Genomic DNA, 26,046 nt, shown 5'->3' with positions numbered 1-26,046 from the left:
CTACGGCGGCCGCGTGATGAAGCCGTTGTTTTCGCTCCTGCTCGCCGGCGCGCATTGGCCGGCGCGGCTGATCGCCTGTCTGGGCGCGGCGCTGTGCCTGGCGCTGACGTTCCTGGTCTGCGCGCGGTTGCCGCTGTCGCAGGCCGACCTGCCCATCATCGTGGCGCCGCTGGGTGCGTCGGCGGTGCTGGTGTTCGCGGTGCCGGCGAGCCCGCTGGCACAGCCGTGGCCGGTGATCGGCGGCAATACGCTCTCCGCGCTGGTCGGGGTCGCGGCCTATCACCTGATTCCGCAGACCGCGCTGGCGGCGGGCGTTGCGGTCGGCGCGGCGATCCTGGCGATGTCGCTGCTGCGGTGCCTGCACCCGCCCGGCGGCGCGGCGGCGCTGACGGCGGTGATCGGCAGCCCCGGCATCCATGCCGCGGGATGGATGTTTGCGCTGGCGCCGGTCGGCGTCAACTCGCTGGCGCTGGTTGCGCTCGGCATCTGCTACCACCGGATGACCGGGCACGGCTATCCGCACCGCCCCGCCCCCGCCCCGGCCGCGGCGGCGCTGGGCGGGCTGCACGCCGCGGACATCGACGCCGCACTCGCCGACCTGCACGAGACGTTCGACATCGCGCCCGAGGATCTCGACGCGCTGCTGACGCGGGCGGAGGCGCATGCGGCGGCACGGCGCGCCGGCTCGACACGTGCCGTGCGACCCGGCAAGCCGGTGCGATGACATTATCCTCGATCCGAGTCGGCATCGGCGGCTGGACCTACGAGCCGTGGCGCGGGAGCTTCTATCCCGACAAATGGCCGCACAAGCGCGAGCTGGAATATGCCAGCCGCCACGTCACCGCGATCGAGGTGAACGGCACCTTCTATTCCTCGTTCAAGCCCGCGACCTTCGCCGGCTGGCGCGCGACCGCGCCCGACGGGTTCGTCTTCACGCTGAAGGCGTCCCGCTATTGCGTGACGCGCAAGGTGCTGGCGGACGCGGGCGAATCGATCGCGCGCTTCGTCGGGCAGGGGATCGTCGAGCTGGGCGACATGCTGGGGCCCATCCTGTGGCAGATGCCGGCGACACGGAAGTTCGACGCCGCGGACATGGCCGCGTTCCTCCACTTGCTGCCCGCCAGCGAGGCCGGGGTGCCGCTGCGCCACGCGATCCAGGTGCGGCACGCTAGTTTCGCGACCCCCGCCTTCGTCGACCTGTGCCGTGCGGCCGGGGTAGCGATCGTGCATGGCGATTCGGCGGACTATCCGGCGCTGGCCGACCTGTCGGGCGACTTCGTCTACGCCCGGCTGGAGGATGCGCGCGAGGAGGAGCCGGCCGGCTACGCCCCCGACGCGCTCGACCGCTGGCGCGACGTCGCCAGGGCGTGGGCGGCGGGGGAGTCGCCGGACGGTCTGCCCTATGTCGCGCAGACCGCCCCGGTGCAGCCGCGCGACACGTTCATCTTCATGATAAACGGCGCGAAGGTGCGGGCCCCGCAGGCGGCGATGGCGCTGATCGAGCGGCTGGGATAACCGTGCGAATGTTGCGAATGTTGAGACGATGGCGCATTTCCTCAACGTTCGCGGGTCGGCCATGATCGCTCCATGCGGGATGTTGGCGCGTGTAGGACAGCGCTACGCCGCCCCGTCCAGCCGCGCCACGATCGCCGCGATCGCCGGATCGGTATAGGCCGCCACCGGATCGTCGGAGCCATCGGCGCGCGCATGCCGGGCCCCCGCCTCGAACGCATCATACACCTGCTGGAACAGCGCGGGCCAGGCATGCGAGACCCCATCCATCCACAGCCCGTCGAGCAGCGCGCGCAGATCGCAGACGATGCTGTCGCACACCGCGTACGGCAACTCGCCGCGGTGATAGGCATGCGCCACATCGGCCGCGAAACGGTTGAGAAAAGCCGCCACGTCCTCGTTCGAACCGCCCGGCGAGTCGCCGCGTAGCGCCGTCGCGAAAAGGCCGTCGTTCATCGATCGATCGTACACGGCAGGGGCGCGGTATCGAAGCGGAAGGTCGCCGGTACTGCGTGCAGCGCGTGTGTCCTATCGACACGGAAGAGCGAACAACGGGTCAGAACCGACGCGGTCCTGTGCTTTATCCAGGGCAAGTCGCGTGCAATGGTGAGCGCGGTACGTCCGGACGGAGCAGAACGCATGGCCGAGGTCTCACGACAGGAACCGCTGGAACTCAATATGACCCGTACCGATGTGATGGCATTGTACGCCGGGCAACGGCTGGCGGACATGGGAGCGATCGACGGCTGGCTCTATCGTCATTACCGCCGCCTGTCGCCGCGCGCTCGGATGTTCACCCGCGAGATGGCGATCGTCCTGCTCCTGTGGCTCGCCCTGCAAGGATGTTTCACCGTCGCGCTCGGTCTGCATCGCATCGATTATCTATCGCTGATCGGGCTGCTTCTCGGAACGACGTTGCGCACGATGCTGCGGTCCGTGCCGTTCCGATATCAGTGACGCCCCCGCCTCACCCCAGCCGTTCCTTCAGGTCGAGCATCGCCAGCGCCGCCGTCGCCGCAGCGCCGCCCTTGTCGAGCTGTGCCGGGTCGGCGCGGACGATCGCCTGCGCTTCGTTCTCGGTGGTCAGGATGCCGTTGCCGATCGGCACGCCGTCCATCGTCAGCGCCATGATCCCGCGCGCGCTTTCGTTGGCGACGATCTCGAAATGATAGGTCTCGCCGCGGATCACGACGCCCAGCGCCACGAACGCGTCGTAGCGGCCGCTGTCCGCCGCCATCGCGATCGCGCCGGGCACCTCGAGCGCGCCGGGCACGGTCAACACCTCGGCGCGGTGCCCCGCCGCCTCGATCGCCGCGCGCGCGCCCGCGACCAGCATGTCGTTGAGATGATCGTAGAAGCGCGCTTCGACGATGAGGACGTTGGCCATCAATCCACCTTCCGTTCGCCGACGATCGACAGCCCGTAGCCGTCGAGCCCGACCAATGTGTGATGCGTGTTGGTGAGCAGCACCATGTCGTGCACGCCCAGTTCGGCGAGGATCATCGCGCCGACGCCGTAGTCGCGCAATTCCTCCATATCGGCCGGCGCGCTCTCGCCCGCCTTCATCCGCACCGCGGTGGTGAAGGCGTCGGCGCGCTGGCGGTTGATGACGACGATCACGCCCGCGCCCTCGCCTGCGATGATCTCCATCGAGCGCGACAGCATCCGGCTGCGCTCGCCCTCCTCGCCGAACAGATCGGCGAACGGCGACAGCGCGTGCATCCGCACCAGGGTCGGCCGCGCCGGATCCACGCGGCCCTTGACCAGCGCGATCTGCTCGGTGCCGGTCGCCTTGTTGCGATAGGCGCGCACGGTCCAGTCCCCGCCCCAGCGGCTGGTGAACGGCGCCTCGCTCACCAGTTCGACCAGATGGTCGTGGCGGCGGCGATAGGCGATCAGGTCGCGGATCGTGCCGATCTTGAGGTTGTGGAGCTGTGCGAACGAGACGAGATCGTCGAGGCGCGCCATCGTGCCGTCCTCGTTCATGATCTCGCAGATCACGCCGGAGGGATTGAGCCCGGCGAGCCGCGACACGTCGACCGCCGCCTCGGTATGGCCCGCGCGCACCAGTACCCCGCCGTCGCGCGCGACGAGCGGGAAGACGTGGCCCGGCGTGACGATATCGGCGCGCCCCTTGGTCGAATCGATCGCGGCGGCGATCGTGCAGGCGCGATCGGCGGCGGAGATGCCGGTGGTCACGCCTTCGCGCGCCTCGATCGAGACGGTGAAGGCGGTTTCGTGCCGCGTGCCGTTGTTGCGGCTCATCAGGTCGAGCCCGAGATCCTCGACACGCGCCTTGGTCATGGCGAGGCAGATCAGCCCGCGGCCGTGGCGCGCCATGAAGTTGATCTTCTCCGGGGTCGCCATCTGCGCGGGGATGACGAGGTCGCCCTCGTTCTCGCGATCCTCGTCATCGACCAGGATGAACATCCGCCCGTTGCGCGCCTCGTCGATGATCTCCTCGGGCGTCGAGAGATAGCCGTGGCGCAGGCGGGCGAGTTCGGGGTTAGCGGCCACGATAATGCTCCATGCGTTGCAGATAGCGCGCCAGCACGTCGATCTCGACGTTGACGGCCTGCCCGGCCGCCAGCGCGCCGAGCGTGGTGACGGCCTGCGTGTGCGGGATCAGGTTGATGGAAAAGACGGTGGTGTCGCCCTCGTCGATCACGGCGTTGACGGTGAGCGACACGCCGTCGATCGTCACCGAGCCCTTGGGCGCGAGGAACGGGGCGAGCGCGGCGTCGACGCGGAAGGCGATGCGGCGCGAATCGCCGTCGACGGTGACGTCGGTCACCTCGGCGATGCCGTCGACATGGCCGGTGACGATATGGCCGCCGAGTTCGTCGCCAAGCTTCATCGCGCGTTCCAGGTTCAGGCGGCGCCCGGCCTGCCACTGATCGCGCGCGGTGCGCGATACCGTCTCGCCCGATACGTCGACGACGAACCGGCCCGGCGCGGTATCGACCACCGTCAGGCAGACGCCGGAGCAGGCGATCGACGCGCCGAGGTCGATCGCGGCGGTGTCATAGGCGGTGGCGACGGTCACGCGCCGGTCGCCGCGTTCCTCCACGCCCTCGATGGTGCCGATGTCGGTGACGATGCCGGTGAACATGGGAAAAGCCTTTCAGGCGCGCTCGTAGACTTCGAGCCGGTCGCTGCCAAGCTGGCGGCGATCGGTGCAGGTCCAGCGCGCGTGCGCGTCGGCGAGGTCGGCGAGCCCGAGGTCGGGAAGCGTGCGCCCGCCGCCGATCAGGATCGGCGCGCGGTAGAGGAGCAGGCGGTCGACGAGGTCGGCGCGGAGAAAGGCCGAAGCGGTGGTCGCGCCGCCCTCGACGAACAGATGGTCGGCGGGGAGCGTGGCGATGGCGGCGGGAGCGGCGATGGTGGTCACGTCGGGCATCGTGCGTCGCGACAGCACCACGCGGAGCGGCGCGCGATCCTCCAGTCCCGGCAGCCGCACGTCCAGCCGCGGCCGGTCCGCCTCCCACGTCCCGCGCCCGACCAGGATCGCGCCGTGGCGGCTGCGCTCCAGGTGCGTGTGCGCGCGCGCCTCGGGACCGGTGATCCAGCGGCTGCGCCCGTCCGCCATCGCGACCGCGCCGTCGAGCGACAGCGCGAGCTTGAGCGTGACATGCGGACGGCCGAGCGCGCGGCGGGTGAGGAAGCCCGCCATCGAGCGGCGCGCCTCGGCGGCCAGTACGCCCGTCTCCACCGCGATCCCGGCGGCGGCGAGGCGCGCGAATCCCTCACCGTCGGTGCGCGGATCGGGGTCGCCGAGCGCAGCGACCACGCGCGCGACCCCAGCGGCGGCGAGCAGGTCGGCACAGGCGGGGCCGCGTGCGCTGACGTGCGCGCACGGTTCGAGCGTGACGTAAGCGGTCGCGCCTCGCGCGTCGGCGCCTGCGTGGGCCAGCGCCATTGCCTCGGCATGCGGTCGCCCGCCGGCGTGCGTCCAGCCGCGCCCGACGACGCGGCCGTCGCGGACGATCACGCAGCCGACGTTGGGATTGGGGGTCGTGCGACCGCGCGTGCGCGACGCCAGCGCCAGCGCCGCGGCCATCCAGCGCGCATCGTCGCTCAACGGGTCAGATGCCTAGGTCGGTCAATTTGTCGTCGAGCCGCTTGAACCCGGCGCGCAATTTTTCCTCGCGCGCCCGCTGCGCGGCGATCTCGGCATCGCGGATCGGCTTGTCGATCTTCTGCTGCGCGATGATCTCGGCGTCGGTGCGATCGAGCTTCCATTGCTGGAAGTAGACGATGTTGGGACGATATTCCTTCTCGGCATAGGAATCGTAGAAGAACGCCCAGATCACCACCGCGGTGACCGTGACCGACAGCGCGAAAAAGCTCCACTCGTAACGCTCGCGCGTCCGAAGGAAGTAGCGCAGGTCGCGCGTGGCGCGCACCGGCGAGATGCGGGCGAGAAAGGTTCGCATGCAGGGTAATATAGGACGTCAGCCGCGGCTGTTCGAGTCCAGCCGCGCGATCGCGCGCTCGCGCCCGATCAGCGGGAGCAGCGCGGCCATGTCCGGCCCGTGGTCGCGCCCGGTGAGCGCACGGCGCAGCGGCAGGAACAGCGGCTTGCCCTTGCGCCCGGTCGCATCCTTCAGCGCCGCGGTGAGCGCGTGCCACGGGTCGCCGGCCCAGTCGATCGTGCGCGCGACCGCTGCGGCCTGCGTCAGGTAGGTCGCGTCGTCGCCGGGGGCGGGGGCGTCGACCGGGCCTTCGACGACATGCCACCAGTCGGCGGCGCCCGCGACCGTCTCCAGATTGGGGCGGATCGCCTCCCAGGCGGCCCCGTCCATGCCGGCGGGCAGGCGGTCGGCGACGGCGGCGTAGGGCAGCTGGTGGACGATGCGTGCGTTCAATTGCGCCAGCTCGCGCTCGTCGAAGCGCGCCGGTGCGCGGCCGAAGTGCGCGAAGTCGAACGTCTCGACCAGCGGTGCGGGGTCGAGGTGCGGCTCTACGGACAGACTGGTGCCGAGCCTTGCCAGCAGCGACACGATTGCCGCCGGCTCGATGCCCTGTTCGCGGAACGCGTCGACGCCCAGGCTGCCGAGCCGCTTCGACAATTTCCCTTCCGCGCCGGTCAGCAGCGCCTCGTGCGCGAAGGCGGGCGGGGTCGCGCTCATCGCGGCGAACATCTGTAATTGCAGCGCGGTGTTGGTGACGTGATCCTCGCCGCGCACGACATGCGTGACGCGCATGTCCATGTCGTCGATCGCGGAGGGCAGCATATAGAGCCACGAGCCGTCGGCGCGGCGGATGACCGGATCGCTCATGGTCGCCGCGTCGAAATGTTGCGGTCCCCGGATCAGGTCGGTCCACGCGATCGGCGTGGCATGGTCCAGCCTGAAGCGCCAGTGCGGGCGGACGCCCGCGGCCTCCAGCGCAGCGCGTTCGGCGTCGGTCAGCGACAGCGCGGCGCGGTCGTACACCGGCGGTAGGCCGCGACCGCGCAGGATCTTGCGCTTCAGGTCCAGCTCCTGCGCGGTCTCATAGGCCGGGTAGATATGGCCGGCGGCGCGGAGTTGCGCGAACACTTCCTCGTAGCGCGCGGTGCGCAGCGACTGGCGCTCCTCGGCGTCGGGGTGGAGACCCAGCCACGCCAGGTCGGCCCGGATCGCCTCGACGAACCGCTCCTCGCTGCGCTCCGCATCGGTATCGTCGATGCGCAGCAGGAACCGCCCGCCGTGCGCCTTCGCCCACATCCAGTTGTGGAGCGCGGTGCGGATGTTGCCGACGTGCAAGGTGCCGGTCGGCGAAGGGGCGAAACGGGTGATCACGGTCATGCGTCCGCCGCTTACGCGCCCCCCCTTCCCCTCGCCAGCCCCCGCGCGTAGACGAGCGCGCACGAAAGGGTGTTCGTCCATGAAATTGATGACCGGCAATTCCAACCTGCCGCTGGCGCGTGCGATCTCCGACTATCTGGAGGTGCCGCTGACCGAGGCGCTGGTACGCCGCTTCGCCGACGAGGAGATCTTCGTCGAGATCATGGAAAACGTCCGCGGCGAGGACGTGTTCGTCATCCAGTCGACCAGCTATCCGGTCAACGACAACCTCATGGAACTGCTGATCTGCATCGACGCCCTGAAGCGCGCGTCGGCCAAGCGGATCACCGCGGTACTCCCCTATTTCGGCTATGCGCGGCAGGACCGGAAGCCGGGGCCGCGCACCCCGATTTCGGCCAAGCTGGTCGCCAACCTCGTCACCACCGCGGGCGCGGACCGCGTGCTGTCGGTTGACCTGCACGCCGGGCAGATCCAGGGCTTCTTCGACATTCCCACCGACAATCTGTTCGCCGCGCCGGTGATGTCGCAGGACATTCGCGCGCGCTTCGGCTCGAAGAACCTGATGGTCGTCTCGCCCGACGTCGGCGGCGTGGTGCGGGCACGCGCGCTGTCGAAGCGGCTCGACAACGCTCCGCTCGCGATCGTCGACAAGCGCCGCGAGCGCGCCGGTGAATCGGAGGTGATGAACATCATCGGCGACGTCGAGGGGCGCTTCTGCATCCTGATCGACGATATCGTCGACTCGGCGGGTACCTTGTGCAACGCCGCCGCGGCGCTGAAGGAAGCGGGCGCGGAGGACGTCGTCGCCTATGTCACGCACGGCGTGCTGTCGGGCGGGGCGGTGGCGCGGGTCGAGGGTTCGGCGCTCCACGAGCTGGTCATCACCGATTCGATCGGCAACCACGACACGATCAAGGACGCCGGCAAGATCCGCCACCTGACGATCGCGCCGCTGATCGCCGAGGCGATGCGGCGGATTTCGGACGAAGCGAGCGTCAGCAGCCTGTTCGACTGACGGCCGGGCGCAGGCGCGGCCACGTCCGCGCCGCTGCGGGCGCAGCGCCCGGCCCGGCCGGCAGGCTCTCGAGCTACCCGACTTGACCGGGAAGACGCACGCACCGTGGAGTCGCCCGCCTCACCCACTCCGTTCGTGCTGAGCTTGTCGAAGCACGTGCCCGCAGAGGTGACGTTTTTGGCACGGCCTTCGACAGGCTCAGGGCGAACGGTGTGGGTGGCGGACGTTCAGCGCTTGAGGCCAGTGTCCCCTACCCCTCCTCCTTCAAGGGCCGCGACAACAGCTCGCCGATCACGCCGCGCACCTCGGCTCCGTCCAGCAGCGCACACACCGCCGCGGCGATCGGCATCTCCACGCCCGCCGCCCGCGCCGCCTCCAGCAGCACCGGCGCGGTGAACGCGCCCTCCGCGACCGTCCGCCGGTTTGCGAGCAGATCCGCCGCCGCCTGCCCCTGCCCGATGCCGAGCCCCAGCGAGAAGTTGCGCGATGCGGTCGACGAGCAGGTCAGCACCAGATCGCCCAGCCCCGACAAACCCGCCAGCGTCTCCGCGCGCGCCCCCTTCGCCAGACCGAAGCGCGTCATTTCCGCGAAACCGCGCGCGATTAGCGCGGCGCGCGCATTTTGCCCCAGCCCCGCGCCCTCGACCACGCCGCACGCGATCGCCAGCACGTTCTTCACCGCGCCGCCGATCTCCGCACCGATCACGTCGCTGCTGGCATAAGGGCGGAAATGCGGCGCAGCGATCGCGGTCGCCAGCAGCGCGCGCGTCGCGGGATCGTGGCCGGCCAGCGTCACCGCGGTCGGCAGTCCACGCGCGACCTCGTGCGCGAAGGTCGGGCCGGACAGCACCAGCACCGGCGAGGCGGGGTGCTGTTCCTGCGCGACCTCGCTCATCAGCCGGTGGGTGCCGGCCTCGATGCCCTTGGAACAGACCACCAGCGGCTGCGCATTGGCGGGCAGCTGCGCCAGTACCGCGCGCATCGCCTGCGCGGGCGTGACGACCAGGTTCGCCGCCGCCGCCGCCACCCACGCCAGATCGCCGGTGGCGCGGATGTTCGGCGACAACGGGATTCCGGGAAGGTAGGCGGCATTCTCGTGGCGCGCGTTGATCGCGTCGACCAGCGCCGGGTCGCGCGCCCACAGCCGCACCTCATGCCCGCCCGCCGCCGCCACCTGCGCCAGCGCGGTACCCCAGGCGCCGGCGCCGACGACGCCGATCGCCCCGCGAGCCTTGCCGACGCCGGCGCTCACGCCTTCACCCCCGCGCCGCGCACCTTCTCCGCCTGCGTGTCGAGCGGCCAGCGCGCCCGCGCGGCGGTGTCGAGCGGGTCGGTAAGCCCGGCGGCGAAGCGCTCCGCCCCCGCCCAGGCGATCATCGCGGCATTGTCGGTGCACAGCCAGCCGGGCGGCGCGACGAAGCGCAGGCCGTGTTCGGCGGCAAGCGCCTGCAACGCCGCGCGCACCGCGCCGTTGGCCGCGACCCCGCCGGCGACGACCAGCGCCGTCGCGCCCCCCGCGTCGCGCAGCGCGCGGCGCGTGCGGTCGATCAGGCAGTCGACCACCGCCTGCTGGAAGCTGGCCGCGACATCGGCGGCGGCATGATCGGGCGCGGCGCGCATCACCGCCGCCTTCAGCCCCGCGAACGAGAAATGCGGCTCGGGCGAGCCCTTCAGCGGGCGCGGCAGCGGCACCGCGCGCGGATCGCCCGCCGCCGCCGCGCGCTCGACCGCCGGGCCGCCCGGAAAGCCGAGGCCGAGGATCTTGGCGGTCTTGTCGAATGCCTCGCCCGCGGCATCGTCGATCGTGGTGGCGAGCCGGCGATAGCGCGCGACGCCCTCGACCAGCAGCAGCTGGCAATGCCCGCCGGAAACCAGCAGCAGCAGATAGGGAAAGTCGAGGTCCGGATCGGCGAGCCGCGGGCTGAGCGCATGGCCCTCGAGATGGTTGACCGCGACCAGCGGCTTGCCCGCGGCGTGCGCCAGCGCCTTGCCCGTCACCAGTCCCACCATCACCCCGCCGATCAGCCCCGGCCCCGCGGTGGCGGCGATCGCGTCGACATCGGCGAGCCGGACACCCGCGTCGTCCAGCGCCGCCTCGACCAGCGGCTGCAACACCTCGACATGCGCGCGCGCCGCGATCTCGGGCACGACCCCGCCGTACGGGCGGTGGGCAGCCTCCTGCCCGGCGAGCCGGTGCGCCAGCACCTCGCGCGCGCCGGTGACCAAGGCGGCGGCGGTTTCGTCGCAGGAGGATTCGAGCCCGAGGATCAGCATGGCGGCTATCTAGTGGATCGGGCGCGGGTTATCGAGCCTTGGGTTCGCACGGTGCGGCAACGCTTGCAGGCCGCGAGCCGAGCCGCCAAGAGACGCGTCATGTTCCGGCTCGGCACCCGTGGTTCTCCGCTCGCGCTCACCCAGGCGGGCATGGTACGCGACGCCTTGATGGCGGCACACGGCTGGGCCGATGTCGAGATCGTCACGATCCGCACCACCGGCGACCGTGTGCAGGACCGTGCGCTCGCCGAGATCGGCGGCAAGGCGCTGTGGACCAAGGAGCTCGACCGCGCCCTGCTGGCCGGCGAGGTCGATGCCTGCGTCCATTCGATGAAGGATGTCGAGACGCTGCGCCCCGATGCGATCGCGATCGCCGCGACGTTGCCGCGGGCCGACGTGCGCGACCGGCTGATCGGCGCGGCATCGATCGCCGCGCTGCCCGACCGGGCGGTGATCGGCACCAGCAGCCCGCGCCGCGCGGCGCAGCTGCGGCGGTTGCGGCCGGACGTGTCGGCGGTGCTGTTCCGCGGCAACGTCGACACCCGGCTCGGCAAGCTCGCGGCGGGGGAGGTCGACGCGACCTTGCTGGCCGCCGCCGGGCTGGAGCGGCTGGGGCGGCACGATACCGGGGTGGCGATCCCGGTGGAGGTGATGCTGCCCGCCCCGGCGCAGGGCGCGGTCGGCATAGAGACGCTGGCGGACGGCGCGGCGCGTGCGCTGGTCGCCGCGATCGACGATGCGCCGACGCACCGCGCGATCGCCGCCGAGCGCGCGCTGCTCGCAGGGTTGCGCGCCGACTGCCACTCGCCGGTGGCGGCCCTGGCGACGGTCGCGGGGACCGGGTTGCGGCTGCGTGCGCAATTGCTGACGCCGGAAGGCGACGACGCGGTCGACGGTGAAGCGACCGGGGACGATCCGGTGACGCTCGGCGCGCGGCTGGCCGAGGAGCTGCTCGCGCGCGCCCCGCCGGCGATCCGCGCCCTGTTCGGGTGACGCGCGCGCTGGTGCTGCGGCCCGAGCCGGGCAATGCGCGCACCTGCGCGGCGCTGACGGCGGCGGGGTTCGAGCCGGTGGCGCTGCCGCTGTTCGCGGTTGCGCCGTGTGCGTGGTCGCCGCCCGATCCCGCCGATCACGATGCCTTGCTGCTGACCAGTGCGCAGGCGGTGCGCCACGCAGGCGCGGGACTGGCGCGGCTGGCGCACCTGCCGGTCGTCGCGGTGGGTGCTGCCACGGCGGCGGCGGCGGGCGCGGCGGGGCTGACGGTCGCGATCGTCGGGCGCGGCGATGCGGCCTCGGCGGTGGCACAGGCGACCGGCTATCCGCGGCTGCTGCACCTCGCCGGGCGCGACCGGGTCGCGCTGCCCGGGGTGACGGCGGTGACGGTCTATGCCGCCGACCCGCTGCCAGTGGCACCGGGAGCGATCGACGCCGCGCTCGATGCGGTCGTGCTGCTCCATTCGGTGCGTGCCGCGGCGCGATTCGCAGGGCTGGCGGCGACGCTGCCGCGCGACCGGGTCCGGATCGCGGCGTTGAGCGCGTCGGTCGCACGGGCGGCGGGTCCGGGCTGGGCGCAGGCGATCGTCGCAACCGAACCCCGCGATGCCGCGCTGATCCAGGCGGTGCGCGCGGCGTGCGATTGACCGGCGCGGGCGGCGCGGGGATAAGCGACGCATGAGCGATCCCGACGCCTTGGCGCGCACCCCCACGCGATCGCGGATCGGCCCCGCGCTGACGATCGCGATCGTCGCGTTCGTCATCGGGCTGGGGCTGATGGCCTATGCGGTCCGCAACACGCCCGGCTTCTTCGCGCGCGGCAGCGCCGCCATGACTCCCGCCGCCCGCCCGACCGCCGCGCCGACGCCGGTGGCGGCGGCCCCTGACGCCGATACGACGACGCTGGCGCTGCGCGAGGCGGCATTGGCGGCGCAGCTGACCAACCTGGAGGCGCGCGCGGCGCGCACCGATGCCGATACCGCGCAGGCGGCGGTCGATGCCGGCAAGGCGGAAGCGATCCTGGTGACGTTCGCGGCGCGGCGTGCGCTCGATCGCGGCGCCGGGCTCGGCTATCTGGAAAACGAGCTGCGGCAGCGCTTCGGCGCCAACCTGCCGCAGCAGGTGGCGACGGTGATCCGCGCCGCGCGCCAGCCGGTGACGCTGGAGGATCTGCGCGAAAGCCTGAACACCGCGGCGCCGATGCTGCTGGCGACGCCCAGCGACTGGTGGAGCGGGATCGGCAGCGAGCTGCGCAACCTCGTCGTCATTCACCGCGCCGACACGCCCTCGCCGTTGCCGTCCGACCGGCTGGCGCGCGCGCGGCGGCAGCTCGACAACGGCAATGTCGAGACCGCGCTGGCGGAGGTCGAGCGGCTGCCGGGTGCGGCCGACGCGACCAACTGGACCGCGGCGGCACGCCGCTGGATCGCGGCGCGCGCGGCGCTCGACACGCTGGAGACGGCGGCGATCACCGGCGCGTTCGCCCCGCCGCGGGTCGCCGGGCCGCCGCCCGCGGCGGCGCCGACGCCCGCGGCCGGGACGCCGACGAATGGCGGCGCGCCGCTTTAGGCCGGCGCTTCTCTTCTTCGCCCCAATCGTCACGTCGTCATCCCCGCGAACGCGGGGATCCAGACGCGCGGGTTCTCGCAAGGGTCGCTACGTCAGAGGGTCTGGATTCCCGCCTCCGCGGGAATGACGGAACAGGTGGCGGCCAACGCTCCGGCCGATCGAAATTACCCCCGCCCCAGCGCCTCGGCGATCAGCGCGCGCGTGTTCGCGATGCCGTACAGGCGGATGAAGCTGCCCATCCGCGGCCCCTGGCTCGATCCCAGCAGCGTCTCGTAGAGCGCCTTGAACCAGTCGCGCAGCTCCGCGAACCCGCCGGTCTTGCCGATCTCGTAGACGATGTTCTGGATGTCCTCGGCGCTCGCATCCTCGGGCAGCGCGGCCAGTTCGGCGTCGAGCCGCTCGAGCGCCGCCACCTCGACGCCCTCGGGCGCGCGGCGCTTCAGCGTCGGGGCGATATGGTCGCGGTGATACGCCAGCGCATGGCCGATCAGCCGGTCGAGCTCCGGATAGGCCGCGGGCGTCGCATCCGCGACGTAGTTCGCCAGATACGCCCACACCTGCTTGCGCGTGGCGCCCTCGCCCATCACCCCGACCAGGTTGAGCAGCAGCCCGAAGGTGACCGGCAACGTCCCCTCCGGCAGCGTGCCGTCATGGACGTGGTGGACGGGGTTGCCGAGCTTCTCCTTGGTCGCCTGACCCGCGTAATTGCCGCGGAACTGCCAGTAATCGTCCACCGCGCGGGGGATCACGCCCATGTGAAGCTGCTTGGCCTTCTTGGGCTCGCGATAGATATAGAAGGCCAAGCTTTCCTCGGGGCCGTAGGTCAGCCATTGCTCGATCGACAGGCCGTTGCCCTTCGACTTGGAGATCTTCTCGCCCTTCTCGTCGAGGAACATCTCGTAGTTGAAGCCCTCCGGCGGGCGACCGCCGAGTACGCGCGCGATCTTCGACGACTGGACGACCGAATCGATCAGGTCCTTGCCCGCCATCTCGTAATCGACGCCGAGCGCGACCCAGCGCATCGCCCAGTCGACCTTCCACTGGAGCTTGGCGGACCCGCCGAGCGCCGACTGGACGATCCGCTCGCCCTCATCCTCGAACGCGATCATGCCGGCCTCGGCATCGACCACCTCGACCGGCACCTGGAGGACGATGCCGCTCTTCGGGCTGACCGGCAGCACCGGAGAATAGGTCGCGCGGCGCTCGGCACGTAGCGTCGGCAGCATGACGTCCATCACGCCCTGCCAGTGGCGCAGCACGCCCCGGATCGCGTCGTCGAAGCGGCCCGAGGTGTAATAGTCGGTCGACGACGCGAATTCGTAATCGAAGCCGTAGCGGTCGAGGAAGTCGCGCAGCATCGCATTGTTGTGCGCAGCGAAGCTGTCGAACTTGCCGAACGGATCGGGGATGCGCGTCAACGGCTTGCCCAGATGCTCGCGCAGCATGTCGCCGTTCGGCACGTTCTCGGGCACCTTGCGCAGCCCGTCCATGTCGTCGCTGAACGCGATCAGCCGCGTCGGCAGGTCGCTGAGCGTGTGGAAGGCGTTGCGGACCATCGTGGTGCGCAGCACTTCGTTGAAGGTGCCGATATGCGGCAGCCCCGACGGGCCGTAGCCGGTTTCGAACAGCACCGGCGCGCCGTCTGGCTTGCCCTCGGGATAGCGCTTGAGGAGCTTGCGCGCCTCCTCATACGGCCAGGCCTTGGAGTCGAGAGCGGCGGAGCGGAGGCTTTCCGGGCGGAGATCGTCGGTCATGATGCGCGCCGACGTAGCGAGACGCAGGCGCAATGGCTATATGCACGCGCGATGTCGTTCTGGCCCGCTTTCCTGCTGTTCCTCGCCACCGTCGCGCTGATGGAGGGGTTCGCCTATGTCATGCATCGTTGGGTGATGCATGGCCCGGGCTGGTTCCTGCATGAGAGCCATCACCGCCCGCGCACCGGTCACTGGGAACTGAACGACCTGTATGCCGCAATCTTCGCGGTGCCGTCGTTCGTGATGATCCTCGGCGCGCTCCAACTCGGCTGGTGGCCGGGGTTCGCCTGGATCGGCGCAGGCGTCGCGGCCTACGGCGCGATCTATTTCGGCTTCCACGACGTGATCGTCCACAAGCGGCTGCCGTCGCGGTATCTTCCGAAATCCGCCTATATGAAGCGGATCATCCAGGCGCATCGGCTGCATCACGTCGTCGAAACGAAGGAAGGCAACGTCAGCTTCGGCTTCCTGATCGCGCCCAAGCCCGAGGACCTGAAGGCCGAACTGAAGCGCCGCGGGCGTGCCGGGGTGCGTGCGGCGGCGGGAGCGGAGCGCGAGGTGTCGCCGCGGGTGTAAGGCGCACGGAGCAGCGGATTGCTGCGCTACGCTCGCGATCGCGATCAGAAGTCGATCGCGATGCCCTTCAGCTCCCAGTCGCCGAAGCGGACCGGATCGCGCCCGAGCGGGTCGTTGGTCGGCCGCTCGATCGGTTCGGGTTCGGGTACCGGGGTATTGGGGGTGAGGTGCGCGGGCGGCTTCACGTGATCGGGGCGCTTGCCCATTCGACGGTCCTTCCGATTGATCCGGCGTTCGGGTCCGCACATATGCAGCGCCATGATCGCCTTCAAGCCGAGCCAAATCCGGCAGACCGTGCGTGGCTGACGCCCGCACCCCCCGCCGTCCCGCGCGACCGCGCCCCGCTCCGGGCGGTCCCGAACCGCTCGGCACCGCCGCGCGGCGTGCCGCGCTGCGGCTGCTCGATGCGGTGCTGCGCCGGGGCGAGCCGCTCGAATCGGCGCTGGCACATGCCACGCGCGCGCTGGCGGGCGGCCCGGACCGCGGGCTGGCGCATGCGATCGCCGCCGAGACGCTGCGCCGCCTCCCCGATCTCGACGCGCTGATCGATTCGGCCACCCGCCAGAAATTGCCCGACGATGCCAAGGCGCGCAGCGCGCTCAGGATCGCGCTGGCGCAGGCGCTGTCGCTCGGCACCCCGCCGCATGCCGCGATCGCCACCGTGCTGCCGCTGGTCGACGGCGGCCCGCGCAAGCTGGTCCACGGCGTCTTCGGCACGCTGATGCGCAACGGCGCGACGCTGCCCGAGGTGCCGACGCTCCCCGCCGCGGTGGCCGAGCGCTGGCGCGACAATTGGGGGAAGGATGTCGCCGCCGCCGCCGCGCGCGCGATCGCCGCGCCGCCGCCGATCGACCTCAGCTATGCCGACGCCGCCCCCGACCCCACCAAGGTTCTGCCCGATGCCACGTCGCTTGCCCCCGCGCACGGGCGCGTCGCGGCCGGGAGCGACGTAGCCGCGCTCCCCGGTTTTGCGGAGGGCGACTGGTGGGTGCAGGACCTCGCCGCCTCGATCCCGGCGCGGCTGATCGGCCGCGGCACCGGCATCGCGCTCGACCTGTGCGCCGCACCGGGCGGCAAGACGCTCCAGCTCGCCGCCGCCGGGTGGCAGGTGACCGCGGTCGAGCTGTCCGAAAGTCGCGCCGCGCGACTTCGCGACAATCGCGAGCGCACCGGGCTGTCGTTCGACATCGCGATCGCCGACGTGCTCGCCTGGTCGCCCCCCGCGCCGGCGCAGGCGGTGCTGGTCGATGCGCCGTGCAGCGCCACCGGCATCTTCCGCCGGCACCCCGACGTGCTCCACCGCGCGCACGGCGGCATCGTGGCGGAGATGGCCGATCTCCAGGCGCGCATCCTCGCGCGCGCCGCCGACTGGGTCGCGCCCGGCGGGACGCTCGTCTACGCCACCTGCTCGCTGGAGCCGGAGGAGGGCGAGGCGCAGATCGAACGCTTCCTGCGCGACCGCCCCGATTTCCGGCTCCGCGCCCCGCAGGCCGGCGAACTCCCCGACGGCATCGCCGCCGAACCCGAGGGCTGGGTCCGCACGCTGCCCGGCACCCTCGAAGCGGTCGGCGGATGCGACGGGTTCTTCGTGGCGCGGGTCGAGCGTGCTTCCGCCTGACGCCCACAACCGCTAACGGGGCGGGATCATGACCAAGCCCGTCCGCATCGCGCCTTCGATCCTGTCCGCCGACTTCGCCAGACTGGGGGAGGAAGTGCGCGCGATCGATGCCGCCGGGGCCGACTGGATCCATATCGACGTGATGGACGGGCATTTCGTCCCCAACATCACGATCGGCCCGGCCGTGGTGAAGGCGCTGCGCCCGCACACGACCAAGCCGTTCGACGTCCACCTGATGATCTCGCCGGTCGACGTCTATCTCGATGCCTTCGCCGAGGCGGGCGCCGACACGATCACCGTCCACCCGGAGGCGGGGCCGCACATCCATCGCACGGTCCAGCACATCAAGGGGCTGGGCAAGCGCGCCGGCGTGGTGCTGAACCCCGGCACCCCGGCCAAGATGCTGGATTACCTGATCGATATGGTCGACCTGGTGCTGGTGATGAGCGTCAACCCGGGCTTCGGCGGGCAGCATTTCATCGACAGCCAGCTCAGGAAGATCGCCGCGATCCGCAAGATGATCGACCATTCGGGCCGCGACATCGACCTGGAGGTCGACGGCGGCATCGACGCGGAGACCGCACGGCGCGCGATCGAGGCCGGCGCCGATGCGCTGGTCGCGGGCACCGCCACCTTCCGCGGCGGGCCCGAGCGCTACGCCGAGAACATCCGGAGCCTGCGCGGCGGATGACCGACGACCGGACGGGCATCGATTCCGACAAGCATATCATCGCCGCGGGCACCGGCGAGTCGCTGGGCGACCGGGTCGCGACGTGGTTCGAACGACTGACGTGGCGCACGCCGCTCCACGACCGGCGGCTCGACGGCCAGCACCCGGTCAAGCTGGTCGGCGCGCCGGTCGATCCGCTCCCCGCCGAAACCGATCTGGGCGAGGCGCTGCTCGACGGCTGGATGTATGCCGGGGGCGAGCATCACGCGATCGAGACGCTCGACATGGCCGCTCCCGCCGCGGGGCCGGCGTTCGTCGACTATCTCCACGGCTTCGGCTGGCTGCGCGACCTGTCGGCGATCGACGACCGCGCGCGCACGCTGCCGCTGGCCGAGGCGCTGGCGGGTCGCTGGCTGGCGGCGCATGGCGATCGGGTGTCGGATCCGGCGTGGCGGCCGGCGGTCACCGCGCGACGGCTGGCGATGTGGTCGTTCCATGCGCCGCTGCTGCTGTCGTCGTCCGACCTCGTCTTCCGCTCGCGGATCCTCAACGGCATCGCGCGCGCCGCACGGCATCTCGATCGCACCGCCGACAAGGCGCCGCCGGGGCACGAGCGGGTCGCCGCCTGGACCGGCGTCCTGATCGCCGGGCTGCTGCTGCCCGGCGGCGAGCCGCGTGTCGCGATCGGCGAGGCGGGGCTCACGCGTGCGCTGGCGACCGGCATGACCGCCGATGGCGGCGTCGTCAGCCGCTCGCCCGCCGCGCTGCTCGACCTGCTCGCAACCTTGGCGCTGCTGCGCGCGGCGTGCGAGGCGCGCGGGCTGCCGCTGCCCGATTGCGCGATCGAGGCACTGGGGCGCGCCACCCCGGCGCTGCTCGGCACGACGCTGGGCGACGGCGCCTTGTCGAGCTGGCAGGGCGGGCTGCCGGTCGATGCCGAGACGGTCAACGACGTGCTGCTCGCCAGCGGCGCGCACGGGCGGCCGCTGCGCCAGTCGCGCGACTGGGGGTATCAACGGCTGGCGAACGGCCAGGCGGTGCTGATCGTCGACGCCGCGCCGCCGCCGGTGGCGCGCGTCGCGGAGGGCGGCTGCGCCTCGACGCTCGCCTTCGAGTTCAGCGACGGGGCGGAGCGGCTGATCGTCAATTGCGGCGGCGCGGGCGTCACTGGCGCACGGATGTCGCCGGCGATGGCGACCGGCCTGCGCAGCACCGCGGCACATTCGACGCTGACGATCGGCGATACCAATTCGACCGCGATCCTCGCCGACGGGTCGCTCGGCAAGGGCGTGCGCGAGGTCGAGCTGACGCGGCAGGAATCGGAACTCGGCAGCCGGATCGAGGCGCGCCACGACGGCTATGCGCGCCGCCACGGCTTCCACCACCAGCGCACGTTGCTGCTGCTGAGCGACGGGCGCGAGCTGCGCGGCGAGGATGCGCTGCTCGCGGTGCCGGGCGCGCGTCCGCGTCGTCCGGATGCGATGACGCCGTTCCTGATCCGCTTTCACCTCGCCGCCGGGGTCGAGGCGGTGGCGACCGCCGACAACCAGGCCGCGATGCTGCGCACCGCTGCGGGCAACTTCTGGCATTTCCGCAGCCGCGGCGAACGGCTGACGATCGAGGACAGCGTGTGGGTCGATGCCTTCGGCCGGCTGTTCACGACGCAGCAGATCGTGATCCACGGCCTCGCCCCGCCCGGCGGGGTCAACGTCAACTGGGTGATGAAGCGCGCGCGGTAGCGGGTTCGCCGCGCGGCCAACCCAAAACCAGATCGCTCGTGCTGAGCCTGTCGAAGCACGTGCCGCTAGGGGAGCGCCCTTCGACAGGCTCAGGGCGAACGGCGTTCTGTAATGAACCCGGCCCACAAGCGCGACCGACCCGGATGCGGTACGGGTACCAACCCGTGGAACGGGGTTCGCACTTGAGCCCTGCCCCGCCCCCGCGTAAGCGCGCGCGCATGACCAGCATCCCGATCCGCCGCGCGCTCCTTTCCGTCTCCGACAAGACCGGGATCGTCGATCTCGCCACCGCCCTCGCCGGCAAGGGCGTCGAGCTCGTCTCGACCGGCGGCACCGCCCGGGCGCTGCGCGACGCGGGGCTGACCGTGCGCGACATCAGCGAGCTGACCGGCTTCCCGGAGATGATGGACGGCCGCGTGAAGACGCTGCACCCCAAGGTCCATGGCGGGCTGCTCGCGGTGCGCGACGACGCCGCGCACGCGGCCGCGATGGAGGAGCACGGGATCGGCGCGATCGACCTCGTGGTCGTCAATCTCTACCCGTTCGAGGCGACGGTCGCGAAGGGCGCGGGGCGCGACGAGGTGGTCGAGAACATCGACATCGGCGGACCGTCGATGGTCCGCTCGGCGGCGAAGAACCACGCCTATGTCGCGATCGTCACCGACCCGGCCGATTACGCCCTGGTCGCCGAGGGCGCGACGACGCTCGACGACCGCAAGCGGCTGGCGGCCAAGGCGTTCGCCACCACCGCCGCCTACGACGGCGCGATCGCGCGCTGGTTCGGGCAGGTCGACCAGGGCGAGCGCTTCCCCGCCACCTTGCCGATCACCCTCAAGCGCGCGGAAGAGGAACTGCGCTACGGCGAGAATCCGCACCAGCACGCCGCTTTCTACGCCGCGACCGGCGACGCCACCCGCGGGATCGGCCAGGCGCGACAGGTGCAGGGCAAGGCGCTGAGCTACAATAACTACAACGACGCCGATGCCGCACTGGAGCTGATCGCGGAGTTCCGCGACGCAGGCCCCACCTGCGTGATCGTCAAGCACGCCAATCCGTGCGGCGTCGCCACCGCCGCGACGCTGGCGCAGGCGTATGAAGCGGCGTTCGCCTGCGACACGGTCAGCGCGTTCGGCGGGATCATCGCGGTCAACCGCCCGCTGGACGGCGAGACGGCGAAGGCGATCACCGGCATCTTCACCGAAGTCGTCGTCGCGCCCGAAGCCGACGACGAGGCGCTGGCGCTGTTCGCCGCCAAGAAGAACCTGCGGCTGCTGCTGACCGGCGAACTGCCCGATCCGGCGCGCGACGGCCTGTTCGCCAAATCGATCGCGGGTGGCTGGCTGGTCCAGTCGCGCGACGCCGGCCGCGTGCTGCCCGCCGACCTGAAGGTCGTGACGAAGCGTCAGCCGACCGAACAGGAACTGGCCGACTGCCTGTTCGCCTGGACGGTGGCCAAGCACGTGAAGTCGAACGCGATCGTCTATGCCAAGGGCGGCAGCACCGCCGGCGTCGGCGCCGGCCAGATGAACCGGCTCGAATCCGCGCGGATCGCGGCGTGGAAGGCGAAGGATGCCGCCGACAAGGCCGGCTGGGACGCGCCGCGCACGACCGGCTCGGCGGTCGCATCCGATGCCTTCTTCCCGTTCGCCGACGGCCTGCTCGCGGCCGTCGAGGCGGGCGCGACCGCGGTGATCCAGCCCGGCGGCTCGATCCGCGACGACGAGGTGATCGCGGCGGCGGACGCAGCCGGCCTGGCGATGGTCTTCACCGGCATGCGCCACTTCCGGCATTGATCGCGGGCCGCGATCGTCGTCCCGGCGAACGCCGGGGCCGCTCGCGGCAAGAGACCCCGGCCTTCGCCGGGGTGACGTTCGAGAGGATCAGCGGATGAACCCGCCCTCGTTCGGCAGGGTCGCCTCTTCGGCACTCGGCATCTTGCTGAACAACGCGCGGTCTTCCGGCCCGAAGGCGTAACGCCAGATCACGAACAGATACGCCGCCAGCGTCGCGGCCACCCCGATCGACACCTGCGCCCACCGCCACCCCGGCGGCAACAGCGTGAACGCGCCGCCCACCACCGCTCCTGCCGATGCCGCCCAGACCAGCGGCCAGCGCATCGGCGACACGCTCGCCCCCAGCAGCCGCCCCAGCACGCCCGCCTTGATGAACGAGGTGAGCAGGACCACCAGCATCAACGCCACCGGCGCCCCGGCCGCCTGCGTGGTGACGCCGTAGCCCGCGGTGCGCAGCGCCAGGATCAACGCGAACGAAAGCGCGACCTGCAGCGCCAGCATGGTCATCGAAATGAGCAGATTGCGGTGCCTGGCCATGTAAACCAGCGCCGATTCCGACACCGCGCCTGTCGAAGCGAACACCTCCGCGAACAGCAGGAACACCATCGGCGCCGCGCCGCTGACGAATTGCGGGCCGATCGTCGCCATCACGCCCTCGCGCGGGATCGACGCGGTGATCGCCAGCGCCAGCTGTGCGGCGATGATCCAGAACGCCACCTGCCGTACCTGCCGCGCGATCGCCGCCAGATCGCCGCGCGCCAGGCTCTGCGTCACCACGGGACCCAGGATCGGGTCGAAGCTGGTCTTCAACTTCTGCGGCAGGCTCGCAACCTGTTGCGCCATATAATAGATTCCGACCACGCTCGGTGCGAACAGCGTGCCCAGGATCAGCCGGTCGACGTTGCGGCTGCCCCATTCCAGCGCATCGGCACCCGCCAGCGGCGTGTTCGCGCGCGTCATCTGCCACAACTGCCCGACATGCGGCGACCAGCCGTGCGGCACGCCGTAACTGCGGATCAGCGGCACGATGCTGGCGCTCAGCGCCGCGACCATGCTGGCGACATAGGCCAGCACCAACCCGTCCTTGTGCGTGAAGAACGAAAACAGGAACGCAAACACCGACAGCGTCCACGGCTCGATCACCGCGCGCGCGGTGACGCTGGCCTTCACGTCGTGGCGATAGGCGAGCGCGGCAAGGCTGACATCGGACAGCGCGGGCGCGAGGATGATGAGCGGGAAGAAGCGGTCGAGCCCGACGATCGCCGAATTGGGGTACATCGCCTGCGGAAAGGCGAACAGCACCCCGCTGGCGATCAGGCTGGCGATCAGCGCGAGCGCCAGCGCGTCGAAGACGACGTGATTGTGCGGCCGCCCGGTGGAGGACAAGGCCTGCGCGAGCCCGCGCTTGAGGCCCAGCGTGGCGAGGAGCGCGGCAAATTCGACGACCACGACCGCAATCGCGAAGCGCCCGACCAGCGCGGCGCCGTACATATGGCCGGCGATGAACAGGAACGGGATGCGCGCGCCCAGCCGCAGGATGAAGCCGGCGACGTTGGTGCGCCCGCCCTTGGCGAGCGCGGCGATATCCTCGGGCTGGTCGGTGACGGTCATGCGAGAGCGCATCTCACAGCCGCCGTCATGGCGAGCGGAGCGAAGCAGTCCAGAGCGTCACGCGCTGGGCTCTGGATTGCGTCGCTACGCTCGCAATGACGCAGGGGGGCTGGGCGCGCCGCGGCAAAGCCATGTCGTCGGACGGGCGTTGCCCGCCGGCCGCGCTGGCGCGTGGTTGCCGGGCGTAGCCGGCATCCGCGCTGCGCGGTCAATGCGCCGCTCCCCAGCTCGCTCCTACGCCGATCTCCACGCCCAGCGGCACGTCCAGCACCACCGCCGGTTCCGCCGCGCCCGCCATCACGCGCTCGATCACCGGTCGTGCGCGCTCGACGTCGCCCTCGGGCAGTTCGAAGACCAGTTCGTCATGGACCTGGAGCAGCATCCGCACGTCCGGCAACCCCGCCTCCAAGAGCGCCGCTTCCATCCGCACCATCGCGCGCTTGATGATGTCGGCGCTCGTCCCCTGGATCGGGGCGTTGATCGCGGCGCGCTCGGCGCCCTGGCGTTCGTGCTGCACCTTGCTGCGGATGCGCGGGAAATGCGTCTTGCGGCCGAACAGCGTCTCGGTGAAGCCCTGCTCGCGCACTTGCGTCAGCGTCTCGGCAATGTAGCGGTTGATGCCGGGGAACCGCTCGAAATAGCGGTCGATCATCGCCTGCGCCTCGTCCGCCGAGATGTCGAGCCGCCCCGCCAGCCCCCAGCGCGAGATGCCGTAGAGGATCGCGAAGTTGATCGTCTTCGCCGACGCACGGGTGTCGCGCGTCACCTCGCCGAACAATTCCTGCGCGGTCAGGCTGTGGATGTCGTCGCCGCGCGCAAACGCCTCCTTCAACTGCGGCACCTCGGCCATGTGCGCGGCCAGCCGCAGCTCGATCTGCGAATAGTCGGCGGCGAGGATGACATTGCCCGGCTCGGCGACGAAGGCATCGCGGATCTGACGGCCGACCTCGGTGCGGATCGGGATGTTCTGCAGGTTCGGGTCGGTCGACGACAGCCGCCCGGTCTGCGCGCCGGTCAGCGAATAGCTGGTATGGACGCGCCCCGTCGCGGGGTTGATCTGTTCCTGCAAGCTGTCGGTATAGGTATTCTTCAGCTTGGTCAGCTGCCGCCATTCCAGCACCTTGGTGGCGATCTCGGCACCGGGCGAGTCCTTGTCGGCCGCCAGTCGCTCCAGCTCGGTGACGTCGGTCGAATAGACCCCGCTCTTGCCCTTGCGCCCGCCCTTCAGCCCCATCCGTTCGAACAGCACGTCGCCCAGCTGCTTGGGGCTGCCGATGGTGAAGGCGCCGCCCGCCAGTTCGTGGACGACGCCTTCGAGCGCGGCGATTTGCGTCGAGAAGTCGGCGGAGAGTTGCGCCAGCTTCTCGCGATCGACCTTCACCCCGCGGCGCTCCATCCGCGCGATCACGGATACCAGCGGGCGGTCGACCATCTGGTAGACGCGCGTGCCCGCTTCGCGCGGCAGCCGCGCGGAGAAGCGCCGCCACAGCCGCAGCGTCACGTCGGCGTCCTCGGCGGCGTAGCGGGTCGCGGCCTTCAGATCGACCTCGTGGAAGCCGAGCGCCTTCTTCCCCGTGCCGACCACGTCCTTGTAGGCGATGCAGGTGTGCGACAGGTGCGTGGCGGCGAGTTCGTCCATGCCGTGGCCGTGCAGCCCGGCGTCGAGATCGAAGCTCATCACGATCGTGTCGTCATACGGCGCGACGTCGACCCCCAGCCGACCCAGCACGATCATGTCGTATTTCAGGTTGTGCCCGATCTTGAGGACGCTCGGATCCTCCAGCAGCGGCTTGAGCCTGGCGAGTGCCACGTCGCGGTCCAGCTGCGCCGGGCGTTCTGCGAACATGTCGCTGCCGCCGTGTGCCAGCGGCACGTAGCACGCGAGGTTCGGGTGGAGCGCCATCGACACGCCGACCAGATCGGCGAGCATCGGGTCCTTGGCGGTCGTCTCGGTATCGATCGCGACCCAGCCCTGATGTCGCGCGACGGCGATCCAGCGATCGAGCGCGTCCTCGTCCACGACGGTTTCGTAATCGTCGTGCCGGCACGGCTCGTCGGCGTCGAACGCGGCATCGGTCGGCGACTCGGCGACGGGTGCGTCGGCGACCTCGCCGAGCCGCGACAGCAACGTGCGGAAGCCGTGATGCTCCAGGAACGCGCGCAGCGGCGCATCGGGGATGCCGTCCGCCAGCGACAGCTCCTCCAGCGGCTGCGGCAGCGGCACGTCGCACGCCAGTTCGACCAGCTTGCGGCTCATCCGCGCCGCCTCGGCATGTTCGATCAGATTGTCGCGTAGCTTGCCCTTCTTCATCGTGTCGGCAGCCGCCAGCACGCCCTCCACGTCGCCATGTTCGAGGATCAGCTTCGCGGCGGTCTTCGGCCCGACGCCGGGGACGCCGGGCACGTTGTCGACGCTGTCGCCCATCAACGCCAGGACGTCGCCCAGCTTCTCCGGGCCGACGCCGAACTTCTCGACGACCGCGTCGGGGCCGAGCCGGCGGTTGTTCATCGTGTCGAGCATGTCGACCGACGGATCGGTCATCAACTGCATCAGGTCCTTGTCGGAACTGACGATCGTGACCTGCCACCCCTGCGCCAGCGCCGCCTTGGTATAGCTGGCGATCAGGTCGTCGGCCTCCCACCCCTGTTCCTCGATGCACGGCAGCGAGAAGGCGCGCGTGGCGTCGCGGATCATCGGAAATTGCGGGACCAGATCCTCGGGCGGCGGCGGGCGGTGCGCCTTGTACTGGTCGTACAGCTCGTTGCGGAACGTACTGCTCGACTTGTCGAGGATGACCGCCATGTGCGTGGGGCCGTCCGCCTTGTGGAGCGCATCGGCCAGCTTCCACAGCATCGCGGTGTAGCCGTAGACCGCCCCGACCGGTTCGCCGTGCCGGTTGGTCAGCGGCGGCAGGCGGTGATAGGCACGAAAGATGTAGCCCGATCCGTCGACGAGATAGAGGTGCGGCATGGCGGGGGCCCTATAACGGATTGGGTTTGTGGGGAACCGGGTTTGCAGCTTGCTCCCTCTCCCCTCCGGGAGAGAGCTGGGGTGAGGGGCGGGGTCTCACCGAAACCGGCCCTCTCTGCGAGGCACCCGCCCCTCACCCAACCCTCTCCCCGGAGGGGA

The 26,046-nt window shown here is 70.8% G+C and carries 25 protein-coding genes; 12 read left to right on the top strand and 13 right to left on the bottom strand.

Features of this window, described 5'->3' with window-relative positions; genetic code table 11:
• The first annotated feature begins 16 nt into the window (after positions 1 to 16).
• Both J2Y58_RS10665 and J2Y58_RS10660 read left to right on the top strand, forming a co-directional pair.
• Entirely contained in the window at positions 17 to 724 is a 708-nt protein-coding gene (locus tag J2Y58_RS10665; RefSeq protein WP_310102690.1) for an HPP family protein, read from the top strand.
• The gene (locus J2Y58_RS10660; RefSeq protein WP_310102687.1) at positions 721 to 1,515 is read left to right on the top strand and encodes a DUF72 domain-containing protein; all 795 of its coding nucleotides are present in this window, start codon (positions 721 to 723) and stop codon (positions 1,513 to 1,515) included. The genes J2Y58_RS10665 and J2Y58_RS10660 overlap by 4 nt, the downstream gene beginning before the upstream one ends.
• A 102-nt stretch (positions 1,516 to 1,617) precedes the next feature.
• On the opposite strand, the gene J2Y58_RS10655 is transcribed toward J2Y58_RS10660, so the two are convergent.
• A complete protein-coding gene (locus J2Y58_RS10655; RefSeq protein ID WP_310102685.1) occupies positions 1,618 to 1,968 on the bottom strand; it encodes a hypothetical protein in 351 nt (116 codons plus the stop codon).
• A 183-nt stretch (positions 1,969 to 2,151) separates the two neighbouring features.
• On the opposite strand from J2Y58_RS10655, the gene J2Y58_RS10650 reads away from it, so the two are divergent.
• Entirely contained in the window at positions 2,152 to 2,469 is a 318-nt protein-coding gene (locus J2Y58_RS10650; protein WP_310102683.1) for a hypothetical protein, read from the top strand.
• Between the two features lie 10 nt (positions 2,470 to 2,479).
• Here the strand turns inward: J2Y58_RS10650 and ribH are convergent, their stop codons facing one another.
• From ribH to J2Y58_RS10620, 6 genes are read right to left on the bottom strand one after another with little or no spacing between them, the layout of a single operon-like run.
• Positions 2,480 to 2,899 carry a 6,7-dimethyl-8-ribityllumazine synthase gene (gene ribH, locus J2Y58_RS10645; RefSeq protein WP_310102679.1) on the bottom strand — a complete coding sequence of 140 codons (420 nt, stop codon included), beginning with the start codon at positions 2,897 to 2,899 and terminating at the stop codon, positions 2,480 to 2,482.
• Positions 2,899 to 4,029, bottom strand: coding sequence for a 3,4-dihydroxy-2-butanone-4-phosphate synthase (gene ribB / locus J2Y58_RS10640; protein ID WP_310102677.1), 1,131 nt, complete (start codon positions 4,027 to 4,029; stop codon positions 2,899 to 2,901). The genes ribH and ribB overlap by 1 nt, the downstream gene beginning before the upstream one ends.
• Positions 4,019 to 4,624 carry a riboflavin synthase gene (locus J2Y58_RS10635; RefSeq protein ID WP_310102674.1) on the bottom strand — a complete coding sequence of 202 codons (606 nt, stop codon included), beginning with the start codon at positions 4,622 to 4,624 and terminating at the stop codon, positions 4,019 to 4,021. Before J2Y58_RS10635 ends, ribB begins: the two co-directional genes overlap by 11 nt.
• A 12-nt stretch (positions 4,625 to 4,636) precedes the next feature.
• Positions 4,637 to 5,572 (bottom strand): bifunctional diaminohydroxyphosphoribosylaminopyrimidine deaminase/5-amino-6-(5-phosphoribosylamino)uracil reductase RibD, encoded by a 936-nt coding sequence (gene ribD / locus J2Y58_RS10630; protein WP_405053093.1) that lies wholly within the window; start codon positions 5,570 to 5,572, stop codon positions 4,637 to 4,639.
• Positions 5,573 to 5,597: 25 nt separating this feature from the next.
• The gene (locus J2Y58_RS10625) at positions 5,598 to 5,948 is read right to left on the bottom strand and encodes a hypothetical protein (RefSeq protein WP_310102668.1); all 351 of its coding nucleotides are present in this window, start codon (positions 5,946 to 5,948) and stop codon (positions 5,598 to 5,600) included.
• 18 nt (positions 5,949 to 5,966) lie between these two features.
• On the bottom strand, positions 5,967 to 7,304 hold the full coding sequence (locus tag J2Y58_RS10620; RefSeq protein ID WP_310102665.1) for a glutamate--tRNA ligase: 1,338 nt from the start codon (positions 7,302 to 7,304) through the stop codon (positions 5,967 to 5,969).
• A gap of 79 nt (positions 7,305 to 7,383) precedes the next feature.
• On the opposite strand from J2Y58_RS10620, the gene J2Y58_RS10615 reads away from it, so the two are divergent.
• Positions 7,384 to 8,319: a ribose-phosphate pyrophosphokinase gene (locus tag J2Y58_RS10615; protein ID WP_310102662.1), complete on the top strand. Its 936-nt coding sequence runs from the start codon at positions 7,384 to 7,386 to the stop codon at positions 8,317 to 8,319.
• A 250-nt stretch (positions 8,320 to 8,569) separates the two neighbouring features.
• Here the strand turns inward: J2Y58_RS10615 and J2Y58_RS10610 are convergent, their stop codons facing one another.
• Complete coding sequence (locus tag J2Y58_RS10610; protein WP_310102659.1) at positions 8,570 to 9,571, bottom strand: NAD(P)H-dependent glycerol-3-phosphate dehydrogenase; 1,002 nt, start codon at positions 9,569 to 9,571, stop codon at positions 8,570 to 8,572.
• Complete coding sequence (gene tsaD / locus J2Y58_RS10605; protein ID WP_310102656.1) at positions 9,568 to 10,593, bottom strand: tRNA (adenosine(37)-N6)-threonylcarbamoyltransferase complex transferase subunit TsaD; 1,026 nt, start codon at positions 10,591 to 10,593, stop codon at positions 9,568 to 9,570. Before tsaD ends, J2Y58_RS10610 begins: the two co-directional genes overlap by 4 nt.
• Before the next feature lie 99 nt (positions 10,594 to 10,692).
• Between tsaD and hemC the strand changes: the two genes are divergently transcribed.
• From hemC to J2Y58_RS10590, 3 genes are read left to right on the top strand one after another with little or no spacing between them, the layout of a single operon-like run.
• Positions 10,693 to 11,586: a hydroxymethylbilane synthase gene (gene hemC, locus J2Y58_RS10600; RefSeq protein WP_310102654.1), complete on the top strand. Its 894-nt coding sequence runs from the start codon at positions 10,693 to 10,695 to the stop codon at positions 11,584 to 11,586.
• A gap of 11 nt (positions 11,587 to 11,597) precedes the next feature.
• A complete protein-coding gene (locus tag J2Y58_RS10595) occupies positions 11,598 to 12,233 on the top strand; it encodes a uroporphyrinogen-III synthase (protein ID WP_310102652.1) in 636 nt (211 codons plus the stop codon).
• Positions 12,234 to 12,264: 31 nt separating this feature from the next.
• Positions 12,265 to 13,155: a hypothetical protein gene (locus J2Y58_RS10590; protein WP_310102649.1), complete on the top strand. Its 891-nt coding sequence runs from the start codon at positions 12,265 to 12,267 to the stop codon at positions 13,153 to 13,155.
• 164 nt (positions 13,156 to 13,319) lie between these two features.
• Here the strand turns inward: J2Y58_RS10590 and J2Y58_RS10585 are convergent, their stop codons facing one another.
• Positions 13,320 to 14,909 (bottom strand): lysine--tRNA ligase, encoded by a 1,590-nt coding sequence (locus tag J2Y58_RS10585; protein WP_310102644.1) that lies wholly within the window; start codon positions 14,907 to 14,909, stop codon positions 13,320 to 13,322.
• Between the two features lie 51 nt (positions 14,910 to 14,960).
• Between J2Y58_RS10585 and J2Y58_RS10580 the strand changes: the two genes are divergently transcribed.
• A complete protein-coding gene (locus J2Y58_RS10580; RefSeq protein ID WP_310102641.1) occupies positions 14,961 to 15,485 on the top strand; it encodes a sterol desaturase family protein in 525 nt (174 codons plus the stop codon).
• Positions 15,486 to 15,529: 44 nt separating this feature from the next.
• On the opposite strand, the gene J2Y58_RS10575 is transcribed toward J2Y58_RS10580, so the two are convergent.
• Positions 15,530 to 15,691, bottom strand: a complete 162-nt coding sequence (locus J2Y58_RS10575; RefSeq protein ID WP_310102638.1) for a DUF1674 domain-containing protein — start codon at positions 15,689 to 15,691, stop codon at positions 15,530 to 15,532.
• A 92-nt stretch (positions 15,692 to 15,783) separates the two neighbouring features.
• Here J2Y58_RS10575 and J2Y58_RS10570 point away from each other — a divergent pair, with 92 nt between their 5' ends.
• The 4 genes from J2Y58_RS10570 (at position 15,784) to purH (ending at position 21,305) form a co-directional block, all read left to right on the top strand.
• Positions 15,784 to 17,103 (top strand): RsmB/NOP family class I SAM-dependent RNA methyltransferase, encoded by a 1,320-nt coding sequence (locus J2Y58_RS10570; RefSeq protein WP_310102635.1) that lies wholly within the window; start codon positions 15,784 to 15,786, stop codon positions 17,101 to 17,103.
• A gap of 28 nt (positions 17,104 to 17,131) precedes the next feature.
• Entirely contained in the window at positions 17,132 to 17,794 is a 663-nt protein-coding gene (gene rpe, locus J2Y58_RS10565) for a ribulose-phosphate 3-epimerase (protein WP_310102632.1), read from the top strand.
• Positions 17,791 to 19,512, top strand: a complete 1,722-nt coding sequence (locus J2Y58_RS10560; protein ID WP_310102629.1) for a heparinase II/III family protein — start codon at positions 17,791 to 17,793, stop codon at positions 19,510 to 19,512. Before rpe ends, J2Y58_RS10560 begins: the two co-directional genes overlap by 4 nt.
• 218 nt (positions 19,513 to 19,730) lie before the next feature.
• Positions 19,731 to 21,305 carry a bifunctional phosphoribosylaminoimidazolecarboxamide formyltransferase/IMP cyclohydrolase gene (purH, locus tag J2Y58_RS10555; protein ID WP_310102627.1) on the top strand — a complete coding sequence of 525 codons (1,575 nt, stop codon included), beginning with the start codon at positions 19,731 to 19,733 and terminating at the stop codon, positions 21,303 to 21,305.
• Positions 21,306 to 21,392: 87 nt separating this feature from the next.
• Here the strand turns inward: purH and J2Y58_RS10550 are convergent, their stop codons facing one another.
• Positions 21,393 to 22,916, bottom strand: a complete 1,524-nt coding sequence (locus tag J2Y58_RS10550) for a lipopolysaccharide biosynthesis protein (protein ID WP_310102624.1) — start codon at positions 22,914 to 22,916, stop codon at positions 21,393 to 21,395.
• A gap of 208 nt (positions 22,917 to 23,124) precedes the next feature.
• Positions 23,125 to 25,887 (bottom strand): DNA polymerase I, encoded by a 2,763-nt coding sequence (gene polA / locus J2Y58_RS10545; RefSeq protein WP_310102621.1) that lies wholly within the window; start codon positions 25,885 to 25,887, stop codon positions 23,125 to 23,127.
• Positions 25,888 to 26,046: the final 159 nt, after the last annotated feature.

The organism is Sphingomonas sp. BE138 (genome assembly GCF_031456125.1).
Lineage (GTDB): Bacteria > Pseudomonadota > Alphaproteobacteria > Sphingomonadales > Sphingomonadaceae > Sphingomonas.
Note: the sequence above shows the minus strand (reverse complement) of the source record. Positions and strands in the feature narration are given on the sequence as shown.